27 protein-coding genes and 1 pseudogene are annotated in these 24,438 nt (G+C 57.3%); 11 read left to right on the top strand and 17 right to left on the bottom strand.

The window, feature by feature from the left end:
* Positions 1-408: 408 nt before the first annotated feature.
* Positions 409-1,578 carry a fasciclin domain-containing protein gene (locus tag X735_RS1000000166735; protein WP_023809628.1) on the bottom strand — a complete coding sequence of 390 codons (1,170 nt, stop codon included), beginning with the start codon at positions 1,576-1,578 and terminating at the stop codon, positions 409-411.
* Between the two features lie 551 nt (positions 1,579-2,129).
* Between X735_RS1000000166735 and xth the strand changes: the two genes are divergently transcribed.
* The gene (xth, locus tag X735_RS159810) at positions 2,130-2,927 is read left to right on the top strand and encodes an exodeoxyribonuclease III (RefSeq protein ID WP_023809627.1); all 798 of its coding nucleotides are present in this window, start codon (positions 2,130-2,132) and stop codon (positions 2,925-2,927) included.
* Positions 2,928-2,977: 50 nt separating this feature from the next.
* Here xth and ligD read toward each other — a convergent pair whose 3' ends face one another.
* Both ligD and X735_RS159820 read right to left on the bottom strand, forming a co-directional pair.
* A complete protein-coding gene (gene ligD, locus X735_RS159815; RefSeq protein WP_023809626.1) occupies positions 2,978-4,750 on the bottom strand; it encodes a DNA ligase D in 1,773 nt (590 codons plus the stop codon).
* Positions 4,751-5,174: 424 nt separating this feature from the next.
* Positions 5,175-5,549: a hypothetical protein gene (locus X735_RS159820; protein WP_031212655.1), complete on the bottom strand. Its 375-nt coding sequence runs from the start codon at positions 5,547-5,549 to the stop codon at positions 5,175-5,177.
* Between the two features lie 192 nt (positions 5,550-5,741).
* On the opposite strand from X735_RS159820, the gene X735_RS159825 reads away from it, so the two are divergent.
* Both X735_RS159825 and X735_RS159830 read left to right on the top strand, forming a co-directional pair.
* Entirely contained in the window at positions 5,742-7,184 is a 1,443-nt protein-coding gene (locus tag X735_RS159825; RefSeq protein ID WP_031212654.1) for a LuxR C-terminal-related transcriptional regulator, read from the top strand.
* Positions 7,185-7,745: 561 nt separating this feature from the next.
* Positions 7,746-8,468, top strand: a complete 723-nt coding sequence (locus X735_RS159830; protein ID WP_023809623.1) for a Crp/Fnr family transcriptional regulator — start codon at positions 7,746-7,748, stop codon at positions 8,466-8,468.
* A gap of 322 nt (positions 8,469-8,790) precedes the next feature.
* Here X735_RS159830 and X735_RS0133760 read toward each other — a convergent pair whose 3' ends face one another.
* Both X735_RS0133760 and X735_RS1000000169680 read right to left on the bottom strand, forming a co-directional pair.
* Complete coding sequence (locus X735_RS0133760; protein ID WP_023809622.1) at positions 8,791-9,078, bottom strand: hypothetical protein; 288 nt, start codon at positions 9,076-9,078, stop codon at positions 8,791-8,793.
* A complete protein-coding gene (locus tag X735_RS1000000169680) occupies positions 9,075-9,260 on the bottom strand; it encodes a hypothetical protein (RefSeq protein ID WP_245273113.1) in 186 nt (61 codons plus the stop codon). Before X735_RS1000000169680 ends, X735_RS0133760 begins: the two co-directional genes overlap by 4 nt.
* Positions 9,261-9,427: 167 nt before the next feature.
* Here X735_RS1000000169680 and X735_RS159840 point away from each other — a divergent pair, with 167 nt between their 5' ends.
* Positions 9,428-9,616, top strand: a complete 189-nt coding sequence (locus X735_RS159840) for a hypothetical protein (RefSeq protein WP_023809620.1) — start codon at positions 9,428-9,430, stop codon at positions 9,614-9,616.
* On the opposite strand, the gene X735_RS159845 is transcribed toward X735_RS159840, so the two are convergent.
* On the bottom strand, positions 9,613-10,332 hold the full coding sequence (locus X735_RS159845; protein WP_023809619.1) for an SOS response-associated peptidase: 720 nt from the start codon (positions 10,330-10,332) through the stop codon (positions 9,613-9,615). The genes X735_RS159840 and X735_RS159845 overlap by 4 nt on opposite strands.
* 80 nt (positions 10,333-10,412) lie before the next feature.
* On the opposite strand from X735_RS159845, the gene X735_RS159850 reads away from it, so the two are divergent.
* Positions 10,413-10,646, top strand: a complete 234-nt coding sequence (locus tag X735_RS159850; RefSeq protein ID WP_023809618.1) for a hypothetical protein — start codon at positions 10,413-10,415, stop codon at positions 10,644-10,646.
* A gap of 11 nt (positions 10,647-10,657) precedes the next feature.
* Positions 10,658-10,903, top strand: a complete 246-nt coding sequence (locus X735_RS159855) for a hypothetical protein (protein WP_023809617.1) — start codon at positions 10,658-10,660, stop codon at positions 10,901-10,903.
* Here the strand turns inward: X735_RS159855 and X735_RS159860 are convergent.
* Positions 10,900-11,127 (bottom strand): hypothetical protein, encoded by a 228-nt coding sequence (locus X735_RS159860; protein ID WP_023809616.1) that lies wholly within the window; start codon positions 11,125-11,127, stop codon positions 10,900-10,902. The two genes, X735_RS159855 and X735_RS159860, sit on opposite strands and share 4 nt — an antisense overlap.
* Positions 11,127-11,965, bottom strand: a pseudogene (locus X735_RS01000000165595) (RNA ligase family protein). The gene X735_RS159860 and the pseudogene X735_RS01000000165595 overlap by 1 nt, the downstream one beginning before the upstream one ends.
* Before the next feature lie 135 nt (positions 11,966-12,100).
* Between X735_RS01000000165595 and X735_RS159865 the strand changes: the two are divergent.
* Complete coding sequence (locus X735_RS159865; RefSeq protein ID WP_023809615.1) at positions 12,101-12,289, top strand: DUF3606 domain-containing protein; 189 nt, start codon at positions 12,101-12,103, stop codon at positions 12,287-12,289.
* A 489-nt stretch (positions 12,290-12,778) separates the two neighbouring features.
* Here the strand turns inward: X735_RS159865 and X735_RS1000000167180 are convergent, their stop codons facing one another.
* Positions 12,779-12,952 (bottom strand): hypothetical protein, encoded by a 174-nt coding sequence (locus X735_RS1000000167180; RefSeq protein ID WP_023809614.1) that lies wholly within the window; start codon positions 12,950-12,952, stop codon positions 12,779-12,781.
* 407 nt (positions 12,953-13,359) lie between these two features.
* Entirely contained in the window at positions 13,360-13,659 is a 300-nt protein-coding gene (locus X735_RS159870) for a hypothetical protein (protein ID WP_127291957.1), read from the bottom strand.
* A 1,457-nt stretch (positions 13,660-15,116) separates the two neighbouring features.
* On the opposite strand from X735_RS159870, the gene X735_RS159875 reads away from it, so the two are divergent.
* Complete coding sequence (locus X735_RS159875; RefSeq protein ID WP_023809610.1) at positions 15,117-15,347, top strand: hypothetical protein; 231 nt, start codon at positions 15,117-15,119, stop codon at positions 15,345-15,347.
* Positions 15,347-15,589: a DUF982 domain-containing protein gene (locus X735_RS159880; RefSeq protein ID WP_023809609.1), complete on the top strand. Its 243-nt coding sequence runs from the start codon at positions 15,347-15,349 to the stop codon at positions 15,587-15,589. The genes X735_RS159875 and X735_RS159880 overlap by 1 nt, the downstream gene beginning before the upstream one ends.
* 460 nt (positions 15,590-16,049) lie before the next feature.
* Here X735_RS159880 and X735_RS159890 read toward each other — a convergent pair whose 3' ends face one another.
* On the bottom strand, positions 16,050-16,796 hold the full coding sequence (locus X735_RS159890) for a Crp/Fnr family transcriptional regulator (RefSeq protein WP_023809607.1): 747 nt from the start codon (positions 16,794-16,796) through the stop codon (positions 16,050-16,052).
* Between the two features lie 490 nt (positions 16,797-17,286).
* On the opposite strand from X735_RS159890, the gene X735_RS01000000165585 reads away from it, so the two are divergent.
* Positions 17,287-17,637, top strand: a complete 351-nt coding sequence (locus tag X735_RS01000000165585) for a response regulator (RefSeq protein ID WP_245273111.1) — start codon at positions 17,287-17,289, stop codon at positions 17,635-17,637.
* 95 nt (positions 17,638-17,732) lie between these two features.
* Here X735_RS01000000165585 and X735_RS1000000168625 read toward each other — a convergent pair whose 3' ends face one another.
* The 6 genes from X735_RS1000000168625 to X735_RS159920 form a co-directional block, all read right to left on the bottom strand.
* Positions 17,733-18,032, bottom strand: coding sequence for a hypothetical protein (locus X735_RS1000000168625; protein WP_155930556.1), 300 nt, complete (start codon positions 18,030-18,032; stop codon positions 17,733-17,735).
* 453 nt (positions 18,033-18,485) lie between these two features.
* Entirely contained in the window at positions 18,486-19,940 is a 1,455-nt protein-coding gene (gene terL / locus X735_RS159900; RefSeq protein ID WP_081734771.1) for a phage terminase large subunit, read from the bottom strand.
* Positions 19,937-20,383, bottom strand: a complete 447-nt coding sequence (locus X735_RS159905) for a DUF5681 domain-containing protein (protein ID WP_155930555.1) — start codon at positions 20,381-20,383, stop codon at positions 19,937-19,939. Before X735_RS159905 ends, terL begins: the two co-directional genes overlap by 4 nt.
* A complete protein-coding gene (locus X735_RS159910; RefSeq protein ID WP_023809603.1) occupies positions 20,380-21,759 on the bottom strand; it encodes a DNA methyltransferase in 1,380 nt (459 codons plus the stop codon). The genes X735_RS159905 and X735_RS159910 overlap by 4 nt, the downstream gene beginning before the upstream one ends.
* Before the next feature lie 299 nt (positions 21,760-22,058).
* Positions 22,059-22,436 (bottom strand): hypothetical protein, encoded by a 378-nt coding sequence (locus X735_RS159915; protein ID WP_023809602.1) that lies wholly within the window; start codon positions 22,434-22,436, stop codon positions 22,059-22,061.
* A complete protein-coding gene (locus tag X735_RS159920; RefSeq protein ID WP_023809601.1) occupies positions 22,433-23,695 on the bottom strand; it encodes a hypothetical protein in 1,263 nt (420 codons plus the stop codon). The genes X735_RS159915 and X735_RS159920 overlap by 4 nt, the downstream gene beginning before the upstream one ends.
* A gap of 99 nt (positions 23,696-23,794) precedes the next feature.
* Between X735_RS159920 and X735_RS1000000167170 the strand changes: the two genes are divergently transcribed.
* Complete coding sequence (locus tag X735_RS1000000167170; protein WP_023809600.1) at positions 23,795-24,205, top strand: helix-turn-helix transcriptional regulator; 411 nt, start codon at positions 23,795-23,797, stop codon at positions 24,203-24,205.
* Positions 24,206-24,438: the final 233 nt, after the last annotated feature.

The following is a 24,438-nucleotide window of genomic DNA, read 5'->3' as shown; positions in this document are numbered from 1 at the left end:
TCTGCTGGATCAGCAAATGCCCTGCAGATCGCTCTGGGCGGCCTCGAATATTCCCGCGCTTTGCCTCCAGACAGGCCGCCGGAGGTAATGATCCTCGGCCCCGCGCTTTTGGCTAGTATTTGATAACGAAAAACCCGCTTCGGCGGCTTTTTTATTCAATATCTTTTTTTTAGTCCAGCGCGTTTCGTGTACTCAGCAAATTTCACTGTTTCGTTTCGGGTGGCGTCTTAGCTGGTCTAAATGAGCGGTAAATCGCGCCGAAAATAATCCCCACTGCTATCCCAACAAAAATGATTAGCAACGCTCCACCAGTGGTGTTTGGCGCAATGATCGTCATCGCAATGAGCCCAAGCACCAATCCCACCACTCCGGACACACCGAACCCGGCTATGAAATCTAGGAAGGGCGTCACTTTACACCGACGACTGAAAAGATCAGGGACCCGTAGTGATCCGCCCACTCGCGAGCTGTTGCGATCAAGCTTCTATCGAACGTTCCCGATCTCCAAAGCTCGGGCCTGTTTTCAATTTCCACTACCCACCGGTGCATGATGTCACTTGCCATCTTGTATTCGGTCACTGTTGAAAGGTCGGCTTTAAGAACCACAGCACCAGGCTTTCCGATTTGCGTCGGCGGTGCCCACGCAATCAGAAAAGGCCCGTCGCCGTCGACAGCAACGCCGCTTGCAACTGCATCGCGGACTGCCTTTTGCGAAACAGCCAGTCCATAATCCTGAAGGGCTTCGTCGCAGGTCCTGGTTATGTTCGCGTTGGTTGCGGCCTTTGCATGCTCGGCGCTGTCCATCGGCCATACCGTTACCATTTGGGCCGCTGTAGGGACGACGAGCGACGACGACGGCAGGACGGCATTCACAAACGCCTCGCACAGCATCTTTTGCCGTTCCTGGTCGTAGATGGTAACTTTCGATTTGAATGCCAGAATCCCATAAGCCGCGAAATTAGTGGGTGGATATTCGTTCGGTCCGGCAAAGATCCTAGAGGCGTGAATTTCGTGAGAGGTGTCTGGAGCGCCGGGCGAAAGTACTTTGTCGACCGCGTAGACCAAGCCGTTCGTCTGTTTCACGTCGCTGGCAACGAGACTGGCAATGTCGCCAAATTGGTCCGTTACAGAAATATTGCTTCCTGCCGCCCGAAAAGTGAGAGAGCATCCCCCGATTGTGTCGACCGAGTAGGCTCCGTTGTTCGCGGCTATCTCAGCGAGGATCGCGTCGGTACTCAGATCTCCGGAAATCACATGACACTTTAGGATTTTGGAGAGTTCGTTTTTAGCTTCGGGCGCAAGAAGAACCTGCACTGCACCTTGCTGCAATCTTGCAAATGCGGCGTCTGTCGGCGCGAGAACAGTAAACGGGCCTTTACCCTCCAACGTCTCAACCAGCCCGGCCGCTTTCACAGCTGCTATAAGGGTGGTGTAGTCCTTGGAAAGAGCGGCATTCTGGATGATATTGTTGTCGGAAGTCGTCTGGGCGCGTGCTACCGCCGTCTCAACCGTCTGGGCGTTTCCGACCGCCACCTGACTTATCAGGATGCACACTGCAAAAATCAGTCGACGCTTCATGCCAAACTCCGCCCAGAGAGAGCGAATTTATCATAACCATCAGTTTTGATAAGTGACCTTGGCTATTTGCCCAAGGCGCAGTTCTTTGGACGTTTGGCCTTACGATTGCGCCACCAATGAAACTGCGGGAGGCGGTGACATCACTACTGCAATGGCGCGCCAAGGATTTTCAACGCGAGTTTAGGGGCCGCGAACGGCCCCGTCTGAGGATCATCATACCGTAAGCTGCCTGTTCGCTCTCTGCCAGACAGGACGTTCGGCACGCCGACTCTTGATGTCGGCTTCGAGGCGCATTTCAGACATTCAGTCAGTCGAGGGCCGCATCGCACCTGCCTGAGAGTTTCGCTCGAGTTCGGCCGGACTCATCCTATCGCTGTCATCTTGAACTTTCCCCACGCTCGGCGGTTAAAAGGAGCCGAGAGGATCAACGATGTCGAAATCTGATGGCAGAGGGTCCGACGGCATGCGGTCTTCCTGTGCAGCGTAGTGAGGGATCAACTGCTGAGCCATTCACCTTGATACCGCGTGAAGAGTTTTGGAGAGAGCTCCTGATGACCCGCATCGCAACATTCAACGTCAACGGTGTGAACGGCCGCCTGCCTGTGCTCATCAAGTGGCTGGGTCAGACCGACTATGACGTCGTGTGCCTTCAGGAATTGAAGACCTCGGATGAGAAATTCCCCGCCGAAGCCATCAGGGACGCCGGCTACGGCGCAATCTGGCACGGGCAAAAGTCCTACAACGGCGTAGCCATACTCGCTCGTGGAAAAGAGCCGTTGGAGCGCCGTCGTGGGCTCCCGGGCGATCCTGACGACACGCACAGCCGATATATTGAGGCTGAGGTGGATGGGATCGTCGTCGGCTGCCTCTACCTGCCCAACGGCAATCCCGCTCCTGGCCCGAAATTCGAGTATAAGCTGCGCTGGTTCGACCGCCTGATCAGCTACGGCAAGCTGCTGCTCAGGGAAGGCGTCCCAAGCATTCTCTGCGGCGACTACAATGTCGTGCCCACCCCGATCGATGCCGTGGTGCCGCAACGTTGGTTAGGCGATGCAGTCTACTTTCCGGAGAGCCGGCAAGCCTATGCCGAAATGCTTGATGGCGGCTGGACCGATGGCGTCCGCCGCATCCACCCGGAGAAAGGCGTCTACACCTATTGGAACTTCTCCTACCAGGGTCGCTATGATCGAAGTTCCGGCCTGAGGATGGATCATCTTCTGGTCAGCCCATCCCTTTCGGACAGGTTGTGTGACGCCGGCGTTGACGCTGACGTGCGCGGTTGGGAAAAGCCGAGTGATCATGCGCCAGCCTGGATAGAACTCGGCCGGTCCGGCAAAGACACGACGTGATCTCATTCGGGATGTCTCCGGCGAGCACTCTTCATTTCCGGCGTTTGCGCTCACGCAGCTTTTCTGAGGGCCGCCCTGAACGGACGGTCGATCGTGAAGGCATCTGGACGGATGGCTGCCTCAACCTGGCTCCAGGTCACCGGATGGGCGATTGGAAAACCGCGGCGCGCCCGTGGCGAGAAGGCGCCCACCGCAGTGCTGCCCCGACCATTGCGGAGGTAATCAATGAAGATGCGGCCTGTTCGAGCCGACGGCGAGGCCGAAAGTAGATAGCGGTCCGGATGCGCTTCAGCGAGCCGATTGGCGAAGGACCTGGCCAAGAGGCGGCCGCTGTCGTGCGTGATCTTGCTCTCCAGCGGGACCATCAGGTGAATGCCTTTGCCGCCAGTAACCTTCGGCCAGCTCTCCAGCCCTTCCGCTTCCAGGATGTCGCGGAGCGCCAGTGCGGCCTCGATGACTTGCTCCCACTCCACGCCCTCGCCGGGGTCAAGGTCCAGAACAATACGGTCGGCATGTTCGATATCGTCGACGGTGGCGTTCCAGGGATGCAGCTCTACCGCATCCATCTCGACCAGTCCCAGCAAACCGGCAAGGTCGTCCACCCACACGCGCACACCTTCGCCACCCTCGCGCTTCTGCAGCCGCAATTGATGCACTGCCGCCGGGATCTGCGGCAGTGCGCCTTTGTGATAGAAGGTCGCGCCATGAGCATGGCGGACCAGCTTCAGCGGTCTGTGGCCGAGATGAACCAGGGCATGATCCGCAACCCTCTCCCAGTAACGCGCAAGCTCGTCCTTGGAGGGCGAGACAGCGTCTGGCAGCAGTTGCAGGATGTTTTCACTGGGAACGCCATGTTTCCGGGTTGGCCCGCGTCGCTTTGATGGCGCTTGAGGCTTGGCCGGGATTGGCACGAGGTCTTCGCGCAAACCCTTGAACACTGCCTCGCGCAGCACCCCGCGATCGGTGACGCCGCTGAACTGGACCTCGGCCAGCACGTGTGGTTTCACCCAAGTCGCTTTCGGCTTCACAATCGGCTCTGACAAAGGCGACTTGCTGATGATCAGCGGGTCAAGCCGCTCTCGCACAAGTTTCGCAGCGCTCAAGGTGTACCCGCTGCGAGCCTTCCCGGCATAGAGCAGTCGGTTGCCCTCGCGGCGCCCGATATAAAGCGATGCAATGCGGCGCGGGTGAGCACCGAGTTTCTCTACGAAAGCCACGATAGGGAAGGTGTCGCTCTTGATGCACTTTACCTTCAACCAACTGGTCTGAACCCCCGAGCCGTAGGTCGCATCGACGCGCTTGGATACGATCCCCTCCAACCCCATCCGGCAGGCATGTTGAAACACATCCTTGCCGCTTACCTCCAGATGTTCGGCATAGGTCAGTGTCGGCGCGGTGTTCTCCAGTAGCCTCTCCAGGGCTGCCTTGCGCTTCACCAATGGCAGTTGCCGAAGATCGCGCCCGTTAAGGTGCAGCAGGTCGAACGCATAAAAGATGAGTCTCGCGGAATCTGGATTGCCCAACTCTCTTTCCAGGGCTTGGTAATCCGGAAGGCCGGTGTCGCCGAGAACGACAGCCTCCCCATCGATGATCGCGGTCCTCACCGGCAAGCCCGCCGCTGCTTCAACTATCCGGCGGTATCGATGCGACCAGTCGTAGCCACGGCGCGTGAAGGCCCGTGCTTTGCCACGCTGCATGATCAGCTCAGTGCGGTAGCCATCGTACTTGATCTCGTGAATCCATTCGCTGCCCTCGGGCGCCGTTGCGACCAGAGTCGGCGACTGAAACTCGACGAAAGAGAGCCCGTTTGCTGCCTTACTCATGCACCCTCCGAACCGCGACTCAAGGCTCAGTGCACCAATAGGTTCCAGGTTTTAGCGAAATAGTATGTTCGACTGCTTGCACCGGCAATCCTGGGCCAGCCGGCTGCAAGGGAGATCAACGACAGGAGAAATCGCACTTTCTTCGTCGGTCAGCGGGCCTAGCGGGTCTTCGTTGCAGGAAAATTGGGCTATCACTCGCCTACTAAGGGCCAACTGAGGCTAGCTCGGCTTTTGGGCCGGGAGCGGATCGGCAGCTTGCGGAGCCACGCAGCCGAAGAGCGGTCATTCCATGAAGTTGTTTACAGCCCCAGGAGGAGTGTCACTCCTCCCGGAATAACAACCTGCCATTCGTCAACGCCATCCTTCCAACCTGGGGAGAACCGCCGGAAATCAGGCTATCAGATTGCACACCGTCGCGTTGGAGTCATTCATCGCGCCAGTATGGGTGGGAACAGCTGAATTGGCGCGAGCCAACCAGACGGCGTTTGGTCCTCGATATCGTTCTTTGGACCTGCGGATCATTCGCGGTCATGTCGGGTACGACAGTGTAACCCTGATCGACAAGCTGCAGTTTCAGCTCCGCCAGGTGGCGCCTGAATCCGTTTTCAATGTAGCTGCGCGGATACCGCCATCCGTTCCTGCATGCTCGCACGAGAATGTCGGAATACAGTTCAGCGCTGGCAGCTTTCACCGTTTCTTCCGAAGTCAGTTTGCTGTCGGTTTGGGTACCTTCGGACAAGCATGGCCCCGCCGACACCAAAAGCACCAGTAGTACGGTCAAGACAGGCAACTTTGTCATGGAGCCCTCCGTGTTCTAAATCGACCAGGCCTGCCAAGCAACCTAACCTGCCCACCTGCAGAGACTAGGATGCTGACCCGTCGCATGGAATCGTGCAAATGCAGTGTTTTCGATATCGCATCTGTAGTATTTTCATCCTGATGTAAGGCCATCGGGTTCTGGCCACAGGTCGGCAGCAAGGAAAATGGAACGATGCTTCGCCCCGTAGGCAATCCTCTCGCCGGCTTATCGGATCGGGAGTTGATGGTCGCGGCAAAGTTTGCGGAGGGAATGACTTATCGCGAAATTGGCGAAACACTCTTCATAGCGCCTACCACCGTTCGGACCCATCTTTCGGCCATTTATCGGAAGCTCGATGTTCGCAGTAAAGTGGCGCTTGCTGGGTTACTTGCCGATCACCGCCAGCAGGACCGCAGCCATGCACCACCCGGAAGTCTTTCGACCGACGAGCCGGGTCCGCCGGTCCTCGCAGTTCTCCCGTTCGACAATCTAAGCGGAGAAGAACGCTGGACTCGTATCGCTGATGGTTTGTCGGCGGACCTCATAGTTGATCTCTCTCGCTACCGGGACCTTGCGGTGATCGCCCGCCAAACAATGCTTTCCTACAAGGGACGGCGTGTTGACGTGCGAGCTCTCGGACGAGAGTTGAATGCCGACTATGTGATCGAGGGAAGTTTTCAAGTGGACGGGCAGCGGGTGCGCATCCGCGTCCAACTCGTCGACGCCCACACAGGGGTCGATGTCTGGACGATGCGTTACGATCGTTCCGCGAACAACCTGTTTGCGATGCTGGACAGCGTGACCGAAAACGTCATCAATGTCCTTGCAACTTGCCACGGTCAGCTCGCCAATCTGCGACGCGATGCTGCTCGTCGGAAGGCTCCAGCAAGTTTGCAGGCCTATGACTGCTATCTGCTTGGGCTTGAGCAGAAGCACCTTTTCACCCGTGAGTCGAACAAGGAGGCGATACGGCTACTGGCGCGTGCGATCGAACTCGACCCGGGTCTAGCAAGAGCTTGGACCGCGCTGGCACTTGCGCATGCTGTGGAAGCCATCAACGGGTTTACCGACAACCTTTCCGGCTCGATCGAGAGCTGGAGCAAATGTGTCAAGCAAGCGCTGGCGCTCGATCCGGCCGACATTTACGCCCGCATAATGCTTGCCGATCTTCGGGCATTGCAGGGCGATGTCGAAGCTGCTGTCGAAGAACATGACCGAGTGTCGGTGGCTGCTCCAAATGACGCGGACTCACTTGCCTTTCTTGCGGGTAGCCTTGCTCTTGTTGGTAGCGACCCGAAGCGTGGCTACGAACTGGCCAAGCGAGCGGTCCGGCTAAATCCTTATGTTCCTTGGTATTATGGAATGCTTGCCCGATGCAGCTACGTTCTAGGCTTTTACCGTGAATCCCTGGTCGCGCTACGTCAATCTGCGCCAGATTCGCCCGCCACACTTCTGTTTGTGGCAATGGCTCATGCGATGCTCAATGAAACGCCTCAGGTCGCCAGGATCAATTCGCGACTGAAGGACGAGTTCCCGAATTTCACGGCTGAGGTGTTCATCAGAACCTATCCGGTTACCAATCCTGTCGCCACTGCTGCAATCAGAGAAGGCGCCCGTCGTGCGGGTTTGGCATAGCTTCTTCACTCCTGGTCACCTCAGAGGCGCATTGCTCCTCGGCAGCATTGGGGCCGGAAGCTGAATGGCAGCTTCAGCTCTGCAACTCCAAACAGCCGACGCTCAACGATGATCTACATCAGCTTGTAAGAGCCAAGCAACTCACCACTTGACCCGCAAGCCGAGCGAGCCGGTCAGTACATGACTGTCACCGAAGTCTTTGAGGCCCGTCCGGGCGATGGCTTCGCCGAAAGCCGAGAACCTGTCGTCGGCCCAGTTGATCGTGCCGCCAAAACCGAGGCCGCCCCAGAGTTGCTTCCTTCCCGGTGCACATCAAGCCGGCTCGTTGGCCGCTATCGCAAATTGTTGGATTCGTACGAAGCAGAGTTCTGTACGATTCCAACCCTTTAAATTTGTACACCCTGTTTTGTAATTCCGCGGCTGAGGGGACGCCGTGCATCAGTTTGCATTTCACTGTCAATCGCGCGCCAGAGGGCGTAAGTTCGCCAAATCGTCTGCACGTGTTTACGGGCGCGGACGGCAAGGAGATTGGAAAGCTCTTGCCCCAAGTGGGATTGAGCTATGACCAATCCACAGAACGATTCCTATAAAAACGAATTGCTGCGTCGGCTTAACCCTGGTGACCTGGCGCTTTTGCAGCCACATCTTGAGCCGTGTGCCCTCAAGCTGAAGATGACCTTAGAGAAAGCCGATTCAGAGATCGAGACGGTTTACTTCCTGGAGGACGGCATCGCTTCTGTGGTCGCGACGGCTTCAGGCAAGGAGGCCGAGGTTGGACTTGTCGGTTTTGAGGGAATGACCGGTGCCGCGCTCGTGATGGGCGCTGACTATGCCCCGCATGAATGTTACGTTCAGTCGCCCGGTAGCGCTTTCCGGATCGGAACCGAGCCCTTCAAGGATGCTCTTGCGAACAGCCCAACATTGCGCCTGTTCCTGTTACGCTATGTCCACTACTTCCACATTCAGACCAGCTATACGGCCCTGATCAACGCCAAATCAAACCTTGAAGAGCGTTTGGCGCGTTGGCTTCTGATGTGTGACGATCGGATCCACGGCGAACGCCTTGCGATCACCCATGAGTTTCTCGCCGTCATGCTTGGAGCAAGACGGCCAGGAGTTACCGTTGGGCTTCAAATGCTGGAAGGACGCGGGCTCATCTATTCTCGGCGGGGCGAAGTGCGTATTAGGGACCGCAGCGGCCTTGCGGCCTGCTCAAATGGCACCTACGGCAAGCCAGAGGCCGAATACGTACTGCTCGTTAAGACCATCGCATGCCGGACGTAAACCACTAAATAGCCATGACGAAGCTATCCGACCAGCACAGCGGCTAGCCTGCCGACGAGTCGCCGTAACACGCCTTATCCTCGAAGCCTCACGTAAGCTCTTGGAGAAAATTGCCAAGCACAATGACTCTACCCAACCGTAGGGAATGGCCGACGGACGCACACACAGGCCTTGGCTTCCGGGACCACACCTTAACTGCGCCTGGAAGAATGGCCATGTGTGTGTTAGGCGGCGGACCTGATGTCTGCTTGGCCAGCGCCGCACAGCCCAACAACTCCACATGCTGCCGGTACGCTCCCATGCCCTGCCGCGCGGCTACCTGTTACTCACCATCGAAAGTCGGCTCCCATTCGCGATTGCGCTTCCGTTGCTGACCCTCGTAATCGGGAATACATGTGAAGAACACCGGTCGATGGTCGCGACCCGCAGCCTTGCAATCCGAGCAGCCAAAAAGCCCGACCAGGTCCCAGTGCATCGATCCGTGATCTGGCCCGAGGCGATCTATCAGCGCATGGATGTCGAGCTTGATGGACTTGCAGCACATAGCATGCCCGCAATTTACATAGAGGCATTCGCGCGCGGCCAACGTATCGGCGAGGGTCTTCGTCATCCTTTGAAGCGCTCGGTATGCCAGGTGATCTTGCCGTCGATCTTCATCGGTTTGTGGATCAGCAGACGCTTCGGCAAGTGCTCTGGATGCACCTCCAGCAGCGTGATCTTGATCTGAGGTTGGCACCGGCTGCAATTGAACTTCAGCGTCTGCGGATCGACGCCGCCGCCGTAGACCATCATCAGGTCGGCCGATCGGCAGTAGCGGACATTGCCGCAGCTGCATTCCGCTTTCACAAGCATGTTGTGCCGGGTCGCTTTGCCCAGCGTGTCGATCGGTTCGTGTGCCATGAGAACAGAAAAGGAACATTTTCCTTGCCCGTCAAGTCTGACTGTGGAATCTTTCTGCCATGAGCGACGAACCAGCGAGACTAGCCGAAGGCATGACGCCGGCACAGCGCGACCACGTGAAGGTGCTTGGCCACACATGTGAGCGTAACGGTTGTGGCAAGGTCGCCGGCTGGGGCTTTGCCCGGCCGCGCAGGGAATCACATTGGTTCTGCTATGAGCACCGCGGCGACGGCGATCAGTATCTCTAGACGTCGAACAAATCGGTCGGCCCCAAACCGATCTCGTCGATGATGTCGGGCGTGTTGTTGCTTGGTTTCCCGACCTTGCTGTCGATCGGCCACATCTTCATGAGGTCGGATGGATAGGGCTTCATGAGGTCGCGAGGATCTGTTTCCGGCCCGAGCCAGCGCATGTAATCGGCCGGCGCCAGAATAACCGGCATGCGATCATGGATCGTCGCCATCAACGTATTTGGCTCGCAGGTGGCGACAGCGAAGGTCCGGATCAACTCGCCGGTCGCCTTGTCGGCATATTCTTCCCAGATTCCAGCCATGGCAAAAGGATCGTCATCCTTCATGGCGATAGCGTAAGCCTGTTTTTTCTTGCCCGAAGGGTCGAGCTTTTGCCATTCGAAATAGCCGTCGACAGGCACCAGGCAGCGGCGCGCGGCATATGCCTTTCGGAACATGCCATTGCTGGCAATGGTCTCGTAGCGCGCATTGACAGGCGGCGGACGGCCGCCGCCATCGCGCGCCCAGCCGGGAACAAGTCCCCACTTCGCAGAAACGAAACCGGCCATGCTCGTGGAAAGCTCTTCGCGGCTAATGATTGGATAGGTCAGGCTGGGCGCACCGTTCCAGATCGGGAACCCGTTGCCCAAGCGCTCGATGTCGCCGGGGTGCGCGAACTCGAAGCGCCGCACCATGTCCGGGATTGTCGATTTTACGAAAACGCGTCCACACATTTTAGGGTCGTCTCATTGACAAGGATCGAGGCCTGCCCAAAATGGGAACAGAGTGAGAACGAGTCAAGGCTGTCGTAGTGATGCCTAAGAAGCAAAAGGACGTGATGCTGCCAGGGGTATCGGGCGTCACAATCGATATCGACGACCGCGACAATCCCAAGGTCTGCCTGGTCGGGCTGTTGACTGATGAGGGGAAGCGATCCTTCACATTAAACGAAAACGGTGCGCGGATGATGGTGAAGGCGATGCACTCGTTTCTCGATCTTCTCGACGGAACTACGTCCGAGACGATGCCCAAAGGCCCCGCCAACTGAGAATGCAGCGCATGATCAATCCACCCAGGAGACAGGACGAATATCAGGACCGGGCAATTGACTGCCAGGAGGCAATGGAGCCCGGATTTCAGGCGATTGTCGATTGCATGATAGAGGCGGGATGGACGCGGGGCGAGATATTGCGGGCATTGAAACGGCTCATCGCCGCCGACAACATGACGCAGAAAGAGAACGCCAGGACGGAAACGCAGCTCGCGATTGCGCGGGCCATGATGCGCGCCGGCAAGCCGCTCTAATGCTCGCTGACGCCGGCCTCATCGACTTCCGCTTCCATCTGCTCACTGACAGGCTTGACCTTGCCGGCGTCGGCCAAAGGATGGTCATCAAAACCCTGCAGCCAAGCGTCGGCCTGTTCTTCCCAATACTCCGGCACTGAGCGCTCCTTACCGTCCTTGCGCGCTTGGGAGCCATACATCCAGGCATAGGTGATGCGCTCCTGATCTTTCTTGGCGACCGCCATTATTCCTCCTCCCGGTAATCGAGCAGCTTCGCGTGGCGTAGTTGCTCCTCACCTTTCAGGAACTTCACGCGGCCGACAAGACCCGGCTTCAGCCATTCCGCCTTGTCTCTCTTCAGGCCTTTCGGCACAGGGCCGCCCACCTTGCCCTGCACGCGGTCCCAGAGGCGCTTGCGTTTGTCGAATTTGAAATTGACGTTGGCGGTGCCGAGATAGCGGCCGTTGTCAGCCANAAGAACCCTTGCCGCCTGGCCCGGATCACGCTGAACGCCGATGATGTCCATCTCCTTTTCATCGTAGCACTTGATTTTGCGCCAGTTCATCGTCGGGCCGCTGCGATAGAGACTGTCCCGGCGCTTCGAGACGATGCCTTCTTGTCCAGTCTGGTCGGCAAGGTAGTAAACCGCGTCGCCCGTGCCGGGCATCGCCTCGCTGAATTGGATGCGGCCGCCGGCCTCGATCATTCCCTGCAGGATCTCGCGCCGATCCTCGAGCGGCATGCTGCGGAGGTCGTGCCGTTTAGGTGCAGCAAATCGAAGGCGACGAGATAATAGTCCTGATAGGTCTCGCGGCTGCTGACCGCCGACTGCAGCGCATGGAAATCGGAGCGTCCAGCCTCATCAACCACGATGGCTTCACCCTCAATGATGAAGTCGTCGGCTTCAATCGCGGCGGCTTGGTCGGCAAGGATCTGGTAGCGTGCAGTCCAGTCGTACCCTCTCCTCGTCAGCACTCGGATGCCGTCTTCGTCCTTGATGATCTGCGTGCGATAGCCGTCGAACTTTATCTCGTGAATCCAGTCGTCACCCTCTGGCGGGTTATCGACAAGCTCCGGCTCCATCGGCTTGATGAACTTCAAACGCATCAACTGACCCACACCCGCGATTCAATCAGCTTTAGCTAAAATAGTTCCAAGAAGGATGAACAATGCGACCCGGTGCGCGTTGCGGATCAACAACCTCTAGGAGCAACACCAATGGCCGACGACAAAAGCAAGCGTGATTTCCGCGACCGCGACCGGGTATCAGGCGACGAAGAATATGAGGTCGGTTATCTCGCCAGCAAGTTTCAGCTTACGATCCCCGAGGTGCGTGAACTTATCAAAAAGCACGGCAACGACCGTGAGACGCTAGAACGAGAAGCAAAAGCGCTGGGCAGTAGATGACCAAGCTATCCGACCTTGGACCACCCATCCCCGGCAGGCAGCACGGCGGCGAGCCAGCCGACGAGCGGGAGAATTTCTACACCTGCCCCACGTGCGGCCAGCAGGTCGACATGCGCGACCTACGCCAAGTCGCTTGGCATGAATTGCCAGGGCACCAGCCCTTGGAACCGGCTCTTTCCACCGGCAGTAGCAGACGTCGGCAGTAGTCGGCACGATCAAGCAGCCGAAGGATCGAGTGAGTGACCGTGCCGACCATGCTGGGCACGAGGGTGGGCCTAATGACCAGGCCCCATATGATACTAGACAATGGCGTCGCTACAATTATGCCTGATGGCCTATGCCGGATAAAGCGGAAGTCGCATGCTCTTGCCGCTGTGCAATTACATGGAACTGGCCTCCAAGTGGCACATTAACCCTACGAGCGGTCGATTCCCAAGGATGTAGCCGCTTAACAGGTCCGCCGCCGGCGCCCCAATAGGCGGCGGACTTCTAATGACGCTCCTTCAAGAATCGGGCTTCACGAAGCAGCGAATTCCAGTCCGTGCCGATAAGCTTGATCAGAGCGCGCGCCTCAGGTTCTGAAATGCCGACTTCTTCAGACAAACGACGGGCAAGCAGTTGCTGATTGCCTTTGTCTACACGCCCATCGCCTTCCTTTTTCATCGGCTCCTCCTTTGGGAAGCCAACTCACGGCATGACCGTTCGTTTCATCGAATAAGAAAAAAGCCCGCCGCCCCATTCACGGCAGCGGCAGGCCGTCCCAGGGATAACGGGACTCGCTGGGGTGTTGGTTTTCCCCTGCTGTCGCGGGCGATGCAAAACAGGTGCCACTAGGGTGAACCAACATGGCACAGATTGCAGGCGGCGATAACATATATGTCGACTAACTAATGTAATGGAACGGCCGTTGGACAAGCAGAGAACCAACTGGCACAGCTTGGACCTTCGCTGCGAAATGCAAGACTATAGTCCTGCTATCAACCCGCCGTGCCGGCCTAGCACGACGGGTTTTTCCAATGCGGCGACATCCTGAGAATCGACCGCTATGCATCAACCTGGGACAGGTCAGGTCAGCAGCCTTCCGTGGTCTTCTTCACCTGGCCAGGAGCAGCCGAGTTAGCATCGGTATCCTGTTGACCTGGCGCGGCCTGCTTGGCGCTACCAGTTTGTTGACCCGGAGCGCAGTCCTTGGCGGAGTTCGAGTTCGTTCCACTCGTGGTGGTCGAATCCGTCCCCTGATCGGTCGTAGTGCTCGGCATTGTCTTGGTTGTCGAGCTCGACGATCCGCCTGTGGTCGTGGTGGTCGATTGCGCAAAGGCGAGGCCAGTTGACAGTGCCATAATGGCTGAAGCGAAAAGAACCTGTTTCATGATCAACTCCATCTCGGAACGTCCCTTCGGTACCGAACTTCGCTGCGAAACGACGGTTCCCAGAAAAATGACTAATCAAGGCGCCCGCCCCGCTTGCGGAGCGATGAGGGGAGGCCAAGCGCGTCGCTGTCATAGAACGAGCGTCCTGAACATCGTCGAGTGAATGGGCTAAACAGCGCGGATCCACACAATTGCGCCGCTGCTATCGGTCTTTCGGGGGAGAGTTCACAGTGCACTGCCTGCGGATTATGGTGGATCTCTCACGCGAAGAAGCGAAGCTTGCCTAAAATTCTAAGCTCGGAGGCACCTCGCGTGTCCTGAATAGCCCGTACCTCGGTGCCGTAGTGGCGCTATGCCCGATGCGTTTTGGTGGGCAGCTCAAATTTCTGCAGAGTCGAGTAAACGACTATCATAGTTAATTGTGGCTGCCGGTGACCCTATGTAATCAGAAGCTCAATGTAGCTTTCCCAGGGAGGACGGTATGTTATATCCAGGTCGGTTTTTGGAGCCGAGCGATATTATGGTGCTTGCCCATGTTTGTCGGACGGTCTGCAAAGAGCGCGGTGTACGTGTTGCTTCGCAGGACGGTGAGCGCATAGCTGCACACGTACTCAGACTGTTTATGAACGGCTTGACTGGTGAGAATGAACTCCTCGATGTTGAGCGGAATTGGGCTCGACGGAGTGGCCTGTCTTTCCAGGAGTTTCCCGTCAACGACGCAGAAATGAGAGATGCCGCCTGATTCAGTTGATTGTTGCAGCCGAAGGCGCCCCACCTGCGATAGGTCGGGTGATCGGGAGCAAACCTTGCCTTTGAGAGTTGGTAGAGCCGTTTCAACGGGCGACTAATCGAATGCTTCTTTCCGCGAATAATGCGATCTCGACGGCCGTTTTGGCTGGCAGAGGCGTCAATGCGGAAGTGTTTGGTGTGGTCGACCTCTCCACTAAAACTGAGGCCAAAATCGGTCCCATCACCTTGGGTATGGCCATTCAGTTGGTGGCCAACGCTTCGGTGCTTGGATACGATGTTCGCGGAGCCATGATCTTCTATGGCGAACCGGGCACCCCGAGTCTAGGGCAAGAGAGTGCGAACGCTTGTGGGCGCAGTTTGGCGGCGCGCTTTGCGACCGTAACCCGACGATCTTTCGGATTACACATCTCGAAGGGGAGCATTCTCCGTCCGGGTAAATGTTTGGCAGATCACCGGCACGACCCTCAATCCGACCAGTGGCCCAGGCTCTCACAGGGCCGAACAAACCGCTAGGAGATACGAAATGCCGACCCTCCGCACGTGTGCCGGCACGATCAAGAGCGCCCAGCAATGCCCTCAAGCGCAAGGCGCAGATCTAAGGGATTGGCGCCCTTCAGAACCTGCTTTGTACGTTTCCGGCCCTTGCCTTTTTCGGAAAGTGCACCACAGAATGGGTCATTGAGGTTCTGTCTCTCTGGGAGGATGGGATGGACATTCAAGCACCTGTTTGGCCTGCGCAGCTAGCGGCCAAGGAGCTGGTTCGCGAGGCCCTGTTGGGCTATCTACCGGGCGACATAATTTCCGTGAAGGCGACCATTGCATTGGTGCGCGAGCGCGGCCGTGACCTTCGTGAAACCGACTGCCAACTAGTCGAAATGATCGTCAATACAGCCTCCATTTGGCAGCTATTCGTCGCGTTCGACGTGCGCGAACCCTGATGCCCCATCGTTGGTTCAACCCGCCTGTCTACGTCAAAACCGACCGACCGGGATTCCGCCTTGGGATCAGCCGTATCGGCACTGCCGCCGAGGAACTATTGAAGTGGTCCAACCGTGGCCCAAAGTGGCGGTCGGCGGCGGAGGCATGTCTGTCTGCGATGGATGGCAAAATGCCGATTGGTGACTTCCGGCTACTGTTCGAGGCTGCGGCCGACCAAGAGGAGATGCTGCTGCCGGATTAACAACGTTATGCGGGTCTGGTAGCTATGGCGGCGGCGAATTGACCAGCGCCTTTAAGGCTTCGGGTTCGCCCTTAGCACGGCCCGCTCAGCCTCTCCACCATGTCAGGTGGCGCCCGCAGAACGGTGACTTTGCGGAATTTCGACGCTATCAGGCGCTCCTAGGCAGTCGTACTTAGAGGTTACCTGGGGCGGCCCTTCGCTTCAGGTCGACAAGATTCAGAACGCTGACGAGATCGCGGGAATACTCCTCGTCAAGATACTCCGCCGGAGCGCCCCACGCGTCTGCTGGCTGCCCAGTGAACACGTCAAACACCGTCCAGGTTTCGTCGGGCTCCTTCCTGAGGTCGTATCTTTGAGAAGTCATGCCGTCGCTATTTTATGTCTGCGGTCGGGTTCGTCAAGCTGTGACCGGCGGATCGCGAAGGGCTTGGCTGAACGGATTATGAGCGAGCCAGCAGGCTCAGAAATCGGCACCTGTTTGCGCAGCCCTTTGGTGCAGATAGGTAGAGTCAAAATCTGCGGCGCGGACGAGCCCTGCCCAGTCGGTCGCATGAAAACGCGAGCCAACGGTGGATATCAGACCGTCGCGTCTAAGTTCCTGAAGCACCCGGTTCACGTGCACGGTGGAAAGCCCAAGTGCGTCGCCAAGTGCAGCCTGCGTGATCGGAAGGTGGGCCACACGATCCTCAATGCGGCCCACGGAGTGCAGGCGGACTATCAGTTCGCAAAGAAGGTGAGCCATACGAGCATAGGCGTCGCGTCTCCCGACGTTGGTGACCCACTCTCGATAAATCGCCGCATCGATCACCGTCGAGCGCCAAAACACTCTCGTTATCGAAGGGTGCTGGTCGCAAATATCGTGAAGAGCGTCATGCCGCATGAAGCCCACCCGCGTCGGCATGAAAGGTGTGAAAGTGGAATCCATGACCGACAAATGCAAACCATGCAGGTCGGGAATGTCGCCCGGAACAAAAAAGGAGGAAATCTGACGCTTGCCGTCGCCGGTTAGTTTGGTCGAGCCTATCAAGCCGTCCAGAACGACGAAGGAAAGGGTCGGTTTGTCGCCCTCGCGCAGAATGTCTTCGTTGGCATGATATTCCTTCTCCTGAATCGAGATGTTCCCCAAGAGCGCAATATCTGACGGTGCGAGTTCCGAGATGGTCTGGAGCTTGCGGATTAAAATGTTCGAAGAGGGAGCCTGTGCCATCAAGAACCTGTTTGGGGTTGGCCCTAACTTGCTGGGGGCGCTAATGTTCTCGAGGGCGGCATGGTTGGTGACCTTAGATTGTGCTTGATGCCTTTGGCCTCCCGCATCAGGGAGGACCAATTCGCTCCTAGAAGCGATATCAACTCCAGGGCTTGCGCCTCTGTGATGTCTGTCTCTCCGATAAGCCTTGGGACAAGGCGACGCTCGAGTCAGACCTCAAATCGTGCTCCCCTATGACCTACCACTCAGAACCCTCCAAACTATAACATATGTTTATAAGTTCCTATCTAAATGACTGTTTTGCGTGAGGCTCCTCCCTTTCGGCTGCGCCCTCCGAGTCCCAGCCCGCTTTCGCCGCATTAACATATGTTATTGTCTAAGGAGCATTTTCGGGCCTGCGGCCGTTGAATTGCCGAGGAATACTCAGGGAGGCATACCTTTCAATGCCGTCGGTTTCCGTACTGGTTGTGGAGATGAAAGCATCATTCTCTTGGACATCGAAAGCTCCCTCCGGGAGGCCGGGTTTGAGGTGATTCCCGTCTCAAAGGGCCTTGAAGCCATTGCAATTTTTGATCGTGAGCCGGAGCGAGTTGCGGCTCTGCTCACAGATATCAGGCTTGGAGACGGCCGAACCGGGTGGGATGTGGCCAGACACCTCCGAACCGTCAATCCCACTATGCCAGTGATATACATGAGCGGCGATGGCGCGGACGACTGGCCGTCGCTTGGAGTGCCCAACAGCCTGATGATCACCAAGCCGTTTGTTATGCCGCAGATCATTATCGGGCTGGCAACTCTCCTCAATCAAGAGAGCGTGAAGCAGCTACCTGCCTCAGAATAGCTGCGAGGTGGTAGCTGGTTAGTCATAGGGTCTTCGCGCAGCCGCGTCGGTCAGGCGTATCGGTACGGCCGTAGCTTTCATGGCCAACTCGAAGTCTATGCCAGGCTGTTCAGCAAATCCGAGCCAGGTCGGGCGCCCTGATAGTAGGCCAGCCGACCGACACTGCGATGCATTGCCAAGGCCTCCCGAAATGTGCAGCACATTCGGACGGCAAGCCAAAGATCGCCTTCATCCATGTGGCCTTCTTGAAAGTGACGGATCACCGCCGGAGCGATGTGCTCTATTTCTTCGCTCGCATGGTCGAAATTTCGCTCGGAACAAAGCCGCTCGAAGACCCGTTTGCAGGTCTGCAAATCAGCGGGGGAAAGGTTTGGGTGATCGAGGCGGTTCAACATCAAGCGCCTCAAAACGCAACGTGCAAGAACGTTCCCTCAGAACCGATTTAGAGATCGCAAGGGGCGCGAGTCAATGAATCGTTAAGGACGTACATTTCGGGTTTTGTCTCGGTTTGAAATGCAGAAAATCGACGGCGGCGTTGCGGGCGTCTCAAAGCCCCGAACGCTTCGAAGGTCGTACCTCATGGTGTGGGCGCCCGAAAACAATGGCAACGAACCCTCCGGGTGCAGATCGCGGCGGCTGTCCTGACCGTAGCCTTTCGCGCTCTGCTACAAGCTGCGATCATTGAGCCGACAACCTCAGTATCTCGGATCGTCTAGCGGCGTCGGCGTGCTACATCGTCCGTTCGCTTTAATGTCCGCTCCTCGGATGGGGCCAGGGTTCTGCTCAACGTCGTTATGTGGGCGCAAAGCTGACATTTCGCGAAAGCGCCCAAATTTTGGAGCAGGACTTCAAAATTTGCCGATATAGAACCTCCCCGTAGGCTTGTCGTCTTTCATCCAGATCAGCGCCTGCGTCATGGAATCGACTTGGTCGTCGTGCCTGCCATGCGGAAATGCGAGCACCTCAAGCAGGAAGTCATCTCTCCAATGTGCGTCTTTCGGAAGATTGACGTTGCCGTTTTCGATCATCGCGGCAACGCGTGACAGCCGACTTTCCTTGTCGGTTCTGGCTTTTACCGCCGTCGTGCTGATGTCTTGGCTTTCCAAGTCGGCGATGAGGCTTGAGCCAGAGCCGGCATCTTCAATGAGGATGATGTCAGGGTCGTGCTCCAAAAGGGAGTTTTTGACGGACTTGATGAGGTCTGGATAAGCTGCCCTGACGCGCACGAGATCAAGGAGATAATAGTTGTTGTCGTCCTTGGCCCATGTCGTTCCGACGGAGTAATCGCTGGAGGGGTCGCCCTTAAGGGCGGTGTCCCAGCTTTGAACGATGGTCATCGACCGACGGTCGAACTGATGCGGATCGTAGTCGCGAAACCACACCCTCTTGACCATGTTGCCGTCCGGTGGGGCAGGGGATTGTTGGTACTGCGCGGAAAAGTTGAGTGATCCTAATAGGCGCTTTAGACCGTCCAGTTCGGCGTGTCCCAGACGCGCGGGGTGGAGCAAGTCGCCAAACTTGCGATCGTGCCAGCGATTTACACTTGTCTGGACGCGTTCGTTCTGCTCGGCAATCGCCGACAGGTTCAAATGCTCCCAGCCGCCAGTCTCCAGAAGCACGCCTGCCAGGTCGTCGACATGCAATCTTTGCATGACAAGGACGACGGCACCGGCAGCGGGATTGTCGAAGCGCGACATCAATGTCGTGCGAACCCAGTCGGCGCACCTATTGCGAGCCGATTCCGAATGCGCTTCATCTGCCTTCAAGGGGTCATCGATAATGATGATGTCGCCACCGCGGCCGGTTAGCTGACCACCGGTCGAGGTCGCCAGGCGCCCACCGCCGAGCGTGGTCTGCAGTTCATTTTCAGTGTTCTTGCGCGGGCTAACCTTGAAGGTCGGAAACATCGACCGGTACCAGGCGGTGTTGACGACTGTTCGAAAGTCGTTGGCGTGCTTGACCGCAAGAGGTTGAGCATAAGAGACGCAGATCATTTTCTTCGACGGATCGCGGCCAAGAATCCATGCCGGGAACGCGACCGAGCTGGTGACCGACTTCAACGATCGCGGTGGCATCGTAATGATCAAGCGCTTGCACTTGCCCGCTGAGACGCGCTCGAGCTGATGCGCAATCGCTCGGATGTGCCAGTTGGGCAAATACTTGGCACCTGGATCGACAGCGGAGAAAGCCAGCGCCACGAAGGTCGCCAAGTCATCGCGGGCCGCGCCCAACAGCAGCTGAAGGGCAGTCGGTGCAACGGGCGAAGAGGATGGTCGGCCCGGTAGGGGAATTGGAGCGTTCATTCCTCGTCTCCCTCGTCGCCGGTCTTGGAACGGGCTTCAGTATCGTTCTCTGGCGAGTCCTTGTGGTCGAGATAATCCCGCATCATGTCCACCATTGTTTGCGGATCGAACACGTCGACCTCTGCATCGGGTTGCCGGCTTTCCTCAAGTTCGGCACAACGTGATGCGAGCTGAAGAGCATGGGCCGCCGACCGGAAATCGCCTGAAAGCGCATTGTTGCGCATTTTGAGGAGGATGGCCTCGAGTGCCGTCACCGTCGTCGTCCTGCCATTCTGCTGGATTTGGATCGGCCCAAAGAGCGTCTCACGTACAATAGTGTTCATGTTTTTTTTGCCTTTCGGTCGCCCTTTCGGATTGCCTGACATTCCTTTCTGGAACCGGGTTTCAGTTGGAGGCTTGCCGTAGCCTATCGAGTAGTCGGCAGGTTTCTTTCTCCGTGTCACAGCAGGCCTCCCACAGTTTCAGGCGCCGGGGTCGCGGACGCTGTTTTGGCGCGTGCGTCGGAAGATTCGAGGCTGCCACGCTGCTCGCACAGTTCCTCGAACGTCTCGCCCGTGGTGGCGAGCGTTGCCTGCTTGCCCGTATGCCTTTCGAAGCGGCGGATGATCAGATCGCAATAGTGAGGATCGATCTCGATGAGGCGTGCATGGCGCCCTGTCTTGTGCGACGCGAGTAGCGTGGTCCCCGAGCCGCCAAATGGGTCCAGCACGACGTCGCCGCGGCGGCTGACGTCCAGCAGTGCGTCGGCAACCAGAGCGACAGGTTTGACGGTCGGATGGGCTTCGAGCTCTTCCATCCGCGTCGTGCCAAAGCTGTTGGCGCCGCGGTAGGTCCAGACATTGCTGCGGTGACGTCCGTGTTTGCCGAGTTCGACGTTGTTGCGATGCGGCTCTTTCCCGTTTTTGAACACCAGCACCAGCTCGTGCTGAGAGCGGTAGAGGCTGCCCATGCCGGCATTAGTCTTATTCCAGACGCACAGATTGAGCAGATCGCCGAACGTCTGTTTACCCGCCAATGTGGTCTCTGCGATATGACGCCAATCCATGCACACGAAGGCGATAGCGCCCGGCTTGCTCGACCCAGCAATCAGTGAGAACGACTGTTCCAGGAACCTTGCGAACTCATCGTCGGACATCTCGCCGGATGCCATTGCAAATTCCCGGTGGCTTGTCTTGCCAAGACCACTGACGTGTCCGCCGATCGGAACATTGTAGGGCGGGTCTGTAAAACAGACGGATGCCTTCTCGCCCTGCATCAGCATATCGAAATGCTCTGCCGAAAGCGCGTTGCCGCAAAGCAGTCGATGATCGCCAAGTAGGAATAGATCGCCAGGCCGTGTTACTGCTGGCCCCGCCGATTGCTCCAGATGTTCCGCTTCGTCCCCTTCGGCTTCATCATCCTGATTGTCCGGCGAGAACTCGCTGATGATCAGATCGACCTCTGGGATGTCGAAGCCGGTGAGGCTCACATCGAAGTCGAGATCGACCAGCGCCTGCAACTCGATGGCCAGGATCTGCTTGTCCCAGCCGGCCTTCTCGGCGATCCGATTATCGGCGAGGATGTAAGCGCGCTTCTGCGCCTCACTGAGATGGTTGATCGAGAGGGTTGGAACGTCCTTCCATCCCAGCAGGCGCGCTGCTGAGAGTCGGCCATGGCCGGCAAGGACGTTGTTCTTCTCGTCGACCAGGACCGGATTGGTGAAGCCGAATTTTTCGATGCTGTCGGCAATTTGTCGGATTTGTTTCTTGGAATGGGTGCGAGCGTTGTTGCGGTAAGGGGTGAGTGCGTGGATCGAAACTGTGGTGATGTTGGTGGCCATGAGATCCTCTGAATGCCAGCCCAGGAGCGACCGACATCGGTATGTTCCTGAGAATTACCCAGAGAATAGCGACCATTGACTTGGCGCAAAATACCAAATCTTCGGATCCATCGAACGCAACTTGAACTAAATGCATTTTTTTTTGTGTTATCTCGACTTGAGATTGCAACAAAATATTTTGTCGCTCGGCAAAAGTGATGCCGAAGGCCGACAAAATATTTTGTTGGCCTATATCTAGGCCGAACCAATACATTTTTTCAGCGACCTCAGCGTCGCAAGCTGATTCGCAAAATGCTGAGCTAAAGGGCCTCCTGTTTGAGCCGCAGAGCCAATGCCTTGGCCTCTTCCGGCGTCAGTTGATTGAGAGCCACACGAAGCGCTTCACACAGTTCGTCGAGAATTGGGTCATTGTCTTCTGATCGGGTATGGCGATGGGCGCGTTGCTGGAAGAACAGGCTGAGCCAAAGGTCGAGCGCGCTGCCTTGCCATTTGCCCGTCTTGCGAGCTTGCCCCGACATTGCGATGGCAAGGCCGGCTAGAGCGTCCATTCCTCCGGCGACCTCGTACCCGTTGAGGAAATGGGCGAAGCGGCCGGATTGATCCCACTTAAGGGGCGCGGGCATGGTTGAGAAGTCGCCCTCCAGGGCCAGCCGTTCCCATTTGAGCAGCCTTGTCATTCGGCAGCCTCCGCCATCAGGCTGAGCCTTGGGCGGATCAACGAAACAAAGCGATTAGCCGCATGGCAGAGCCAGTCGAGCTGCTGGCCTTCGTCTGCGAAGTCTGACCTTGGCCTAAACACGCCCAACTCCGCATGAAATGGCCTGTCCGATTTCAGCCGCGCGACCAAATCAAGGCCGGTTTCTCCGCGCAATTCTGCAATGTCGTTGTGGAATTCATCAAAGAGAGCCTGACCATCCTCTTCGCGGAAGGTCAGGAACAGGCCGACTTCGGCTCTGCTGCCAGTCGACCGAAAGGCAGTCAGCCATCCTAGCGGGTCGGGCAGGGGAACTCTCACCCAATTGTCGCCGCCGTGGCGTGGTGCCAGTTGGTCTGCGTGGTCGAACTGTACCTCATCAATGAACCGCTGCCAGAATGCACGGTTGATGCCCCGCCGGTTTACTCGGTCGGGATCGACAACATTCTCCATGGTGTCAGCGGGCGGGGCGCTGATAGGTTCTGGCGTTTCCAAATAGAGCGGCATACCGCCGAGGTCGACCAAAACTCTCTGCTGCAGGACTTCGGTCCGCAGCGGCACCGTAGGCATAACGATAATATTTCCAGAAGTCGTTTGCCAAATCTGGATTTCAAGTAGCGCGAGTTGGGCTAGTCCGCCGCCCTGCGCGTTGAGGTGCTCGGCAATCGCGTGAGTGTCCGATCGGATGCCGTCACCGGCAATGATGAGCTGAAAATTTCCGAGTCTTAGCGATCGTGTTACCGCATCGACGAACGGAGCTTCTTCCAGGTCTGGCCACCGAAGCTTCGCCGCGGCGAAGATCGGGTTGGGATCAACCAAGGTCAGCTTGCGCCTCAAGGTCGAGGATAGATCGCCAAAACTCCAGTGTCGTAGCAAAGCGGCATATTCGAGGATCTGCGCCAACACTTCTCGTCGTGCTTGGGGATTTCGCCAAAGCTTGCACTCGATGACGACCAGCCGGCCACTTCTGCTAACGCCCAGGAGGTCCGCAAATACTGTCCCGCCCGCGCGAGGCAGAGGGAGTTCGCAGCATAGGGGAACGATATCTCCAAGGCCGTGATCGCGGTCGGCGACGATGAGTTCGGGATGTCGAAATAGAAGATCGCGAAGCCAGCGCTCGTCATAAGCCGGCGCTGAGACGCTGGTGGGAGACTCTCCGACACTCGGTGCATTGCGCACCAGAGGGTGTCGACGCAGCGGCGTGGCAATGTCTTGCAGGGATGATAGGAGCAATGCACTCATTCGGGTATGACGCTCTTTCTGAAAGGATGTGCCGGCTTCACACTGGACGCGGTCACCGCTGGTTCGGTGATGTTTCTGACGTGACTTGAAGTAAACTTCATGATGATGACCAATGCTGAAGCTGACTTCGTTGTCAACGAGAAATGCCGAAGTCACGCTTCAAGTATGAGCGACTCTTTAAAGCAGGCTATAGGTGCGCGAGTTCAGGCTGCGCGGCGCGGGGCGAAGCTGAGCCAGGAAGTGTTGGCTGACCGTGTTGGGCGCACCCCTGAGAGCATTTCCAATATCGAACGCGGCAAACAGCTACCCAGCATTGAGACGCTTGCCGAGTTAGCGCGCATCCTCAAGATGCCATTGATGGACTTTTTTGATGGTCTGGAAAAGACACGCCCGCTTTCGCGCGAGCGGGCGGAACTTGAGGCCGAGCTCCTCGAGACGGCGCGCCAACTGACACCTCGGCTTATCAAAGTTGCGGTGGAGCAGGTCAAGGCGCTGAGGCAGTTGGGCTGACGTTGACAACGGGCCTGGTGCCAGCGCCCGATGTTCTACACGGATTTTGGGTAGCAAGGGTTGGGGGAATCTTTGGCGCGTGGCTGCGGTTGGCGTTGACACCCAATTTATCGGCGCTGTCGATGTCATTAGCGTCACGCGCAAGATCGTAAGGGCGACGCTGATCGCAATCATACTATAGACTGCGGGCGGGCTCGTTGTCGTCCAAAGCCCGGCGCCCGCTAAGGGGAAGC

It is taken from the genome of Mesorhizobium sp. L2C084A000 (genome assembly GCF_000502875.1).
GTDB lineage: Bacteria > Pseudomonadota > Alphaproteobacteria > Rhizobiales > Rhizobiaceae > Mesorhizobium.
This window is presented reverse-complemented; position numbering and strand designations above follow the sequence as displayed.

Bases quoted from the DNA above. Each gene is read 5' to 3' on its own strand.
- terL (WP_081734771.1), bottom strand. From the start codon at position 19,940: ATGAACGCTCCAATTCCCCTACCGGGCCGACCATCCTCTTCGCCCGTT.
- xth (WP_023809627.1), top strand. From the start codon at position 2,130: ATGACCCGCATCGCAACATTCAACGTCAACGGTGTGAACGGCCGCCTG.
- X735_RS159845 (WP_023809619.1), bottom strand. From the start codon at position 10,332: ATGTGTGGACGCGTTTTCGTAAAATCGACAATCCCGGACATGGTGCGG.
- X735_RS159865 (WP_023809615.1), top strand. From the start codon at position 12,101: ATGGCCGACGACAAAAGCAAGCGTGATTTCCGCGACCGCGACCGGGTA.
- X735_RS159855 (WP_023809617.1), top strand. From the start codon at position 10,658: ATGATCAATCCACCCAGGAGACAGGACGAATATCAGGACCGGGCAATT.
- X735_RS159880 (WP_023809609.1), top strand. From the start codon at position 15,347: ATGCCCCATCGTTGGTTCAACCCGCCTGTCTACGTCAAAACCGACCGA.
- X735_RS0133760 (WP_023809622.1), bottom strand. From the start codon at position 9,078: ATGACGAAGACCCTCGCCGATACGTTGGCCGCGCGCGAATGCCTCTAT.
- X735_RS159830 (WP_023809623.1), top strand. From the start codon at position 7,746: ATGACCAATCCACAGAACGATTCCTATAAAAACGAATTGCTGCGTCGG.
- X735_RS159840 (WP_023809620.1), top strand. From the start codon at position 9,428: ATGAGCGACGAACCAGCGAGACTAGCCGAAGGCATGACGCCGGCACAG.
- X735_RS159860 (WP_023809616.1), bottom strand. From the start codon at position 11,127: ATGGCGGTCGCCAAGAAAGATCAGGAGCGCATCACCTATGCCTGGATG.
- X735_RS159920 (WP_023809601.1), bottom strand. From the start codon at position 23,695: ATGAGTGCATTGCTCCTATCATCCCTGCAAGACATTGCCACGCCGCTG.
- X735_RS159825 (WP_031212654.1), top strand. From the start codon at position 5,742: ATGCTTCGCCCCGTAGGCAATCCTCTCGCCGGCTTATCGGATCGGGAG.
- X735_RS159910 (WP_023809603.1), bottom strand. From the start codon at position 21,759: ATGGCCACCAACATCACCACAGTTTCGATCCACGCACTCACCCCTTAC.
- X735_RS159870 (WP_127291957.1), bottom strand. From the start codon at position 13,659: ATGAAACAGGTTCTTTTCGCTTCAGCCATTATGGCACTGTCAACTGGC.
- X735_RS1000000167170 (WP_023809600.1), top strand. From the start codon at position 23,795: ATGATGATGACCAATGCTGAAGCTGACTTCGTTGTCAACGAGAAATGC.
- X735_RS159850 (WP_023809618.1), top strand. From the start codon at position 10,413: ATGCCTAAGAAGCAAAAGGACGTGATGCTGCCAGGGGTATCGGGCGTC.
- X735_RS1000000168625 (WP_155930556.1), bottom strand. From the start codon at position 18,032: ATGTTGAACCGCCTCGATCACCCAAACCTTTCCCCCGCTGATTTGCAG.
- X735_RS1000000169680 (WP_245273113.1), bottom strand. From the start codon at position 9,260: ATGATGGTCTACGGCGGCGGCGTCGATCCGCAGACGCTGAAGTTCAAT.
- X735_RS159820 (WP_031212655.1), bottom strand. From the start codon at position 5,549: ATGACAAAGTTGCCTGTCTTGACCGTACTACTGGTGCTTTTGGTGTCG.
- X735_RS1000000166735 (WP_023809628.1), bottom strand. From the start codon at position 1,578: ATGAAGCGTCGACTGATTTTTGCAGTGTGCATCCTGATAAGTCAGGTG.
- X735_RS1000000167180 (WP_023809614.1), bottom strand. From the start codon at position 12,952: ATGAAAAAGGAAGGCGATGGGCGTGTAGACAAAGGCAATCAGCAACTG.
- X735_RS159915 (WP_023809602.1), bottom strand. From the start codon at position 22,436: ATGACAAGGCTGCTCAAATGGGAACGGCTGGCCCTGGAGGGCGACTTC.
- ligD (WP_023809626.1), bottom strand. From the start codon at position 4,750: ATGAGTAAGGCAGCAAACGGGCTCTCTTTCGTCGAGTTTCAGTCGCCG.
- X735_RS159890 (WP_023809607.1), bottom strand. From the start codon at position 16,796: ATGGCACAGGCTCCCTCTTCGAACATTTTAATCCGCAAGCTCCAGACC.
- X735_RS159875 (WP_023809610.1), top strand. From the start codon at position 15,117: ATGGACATTCAAGCACCTGTTTGGCCTGCGCAGCTAGCGGCCAAGGAG.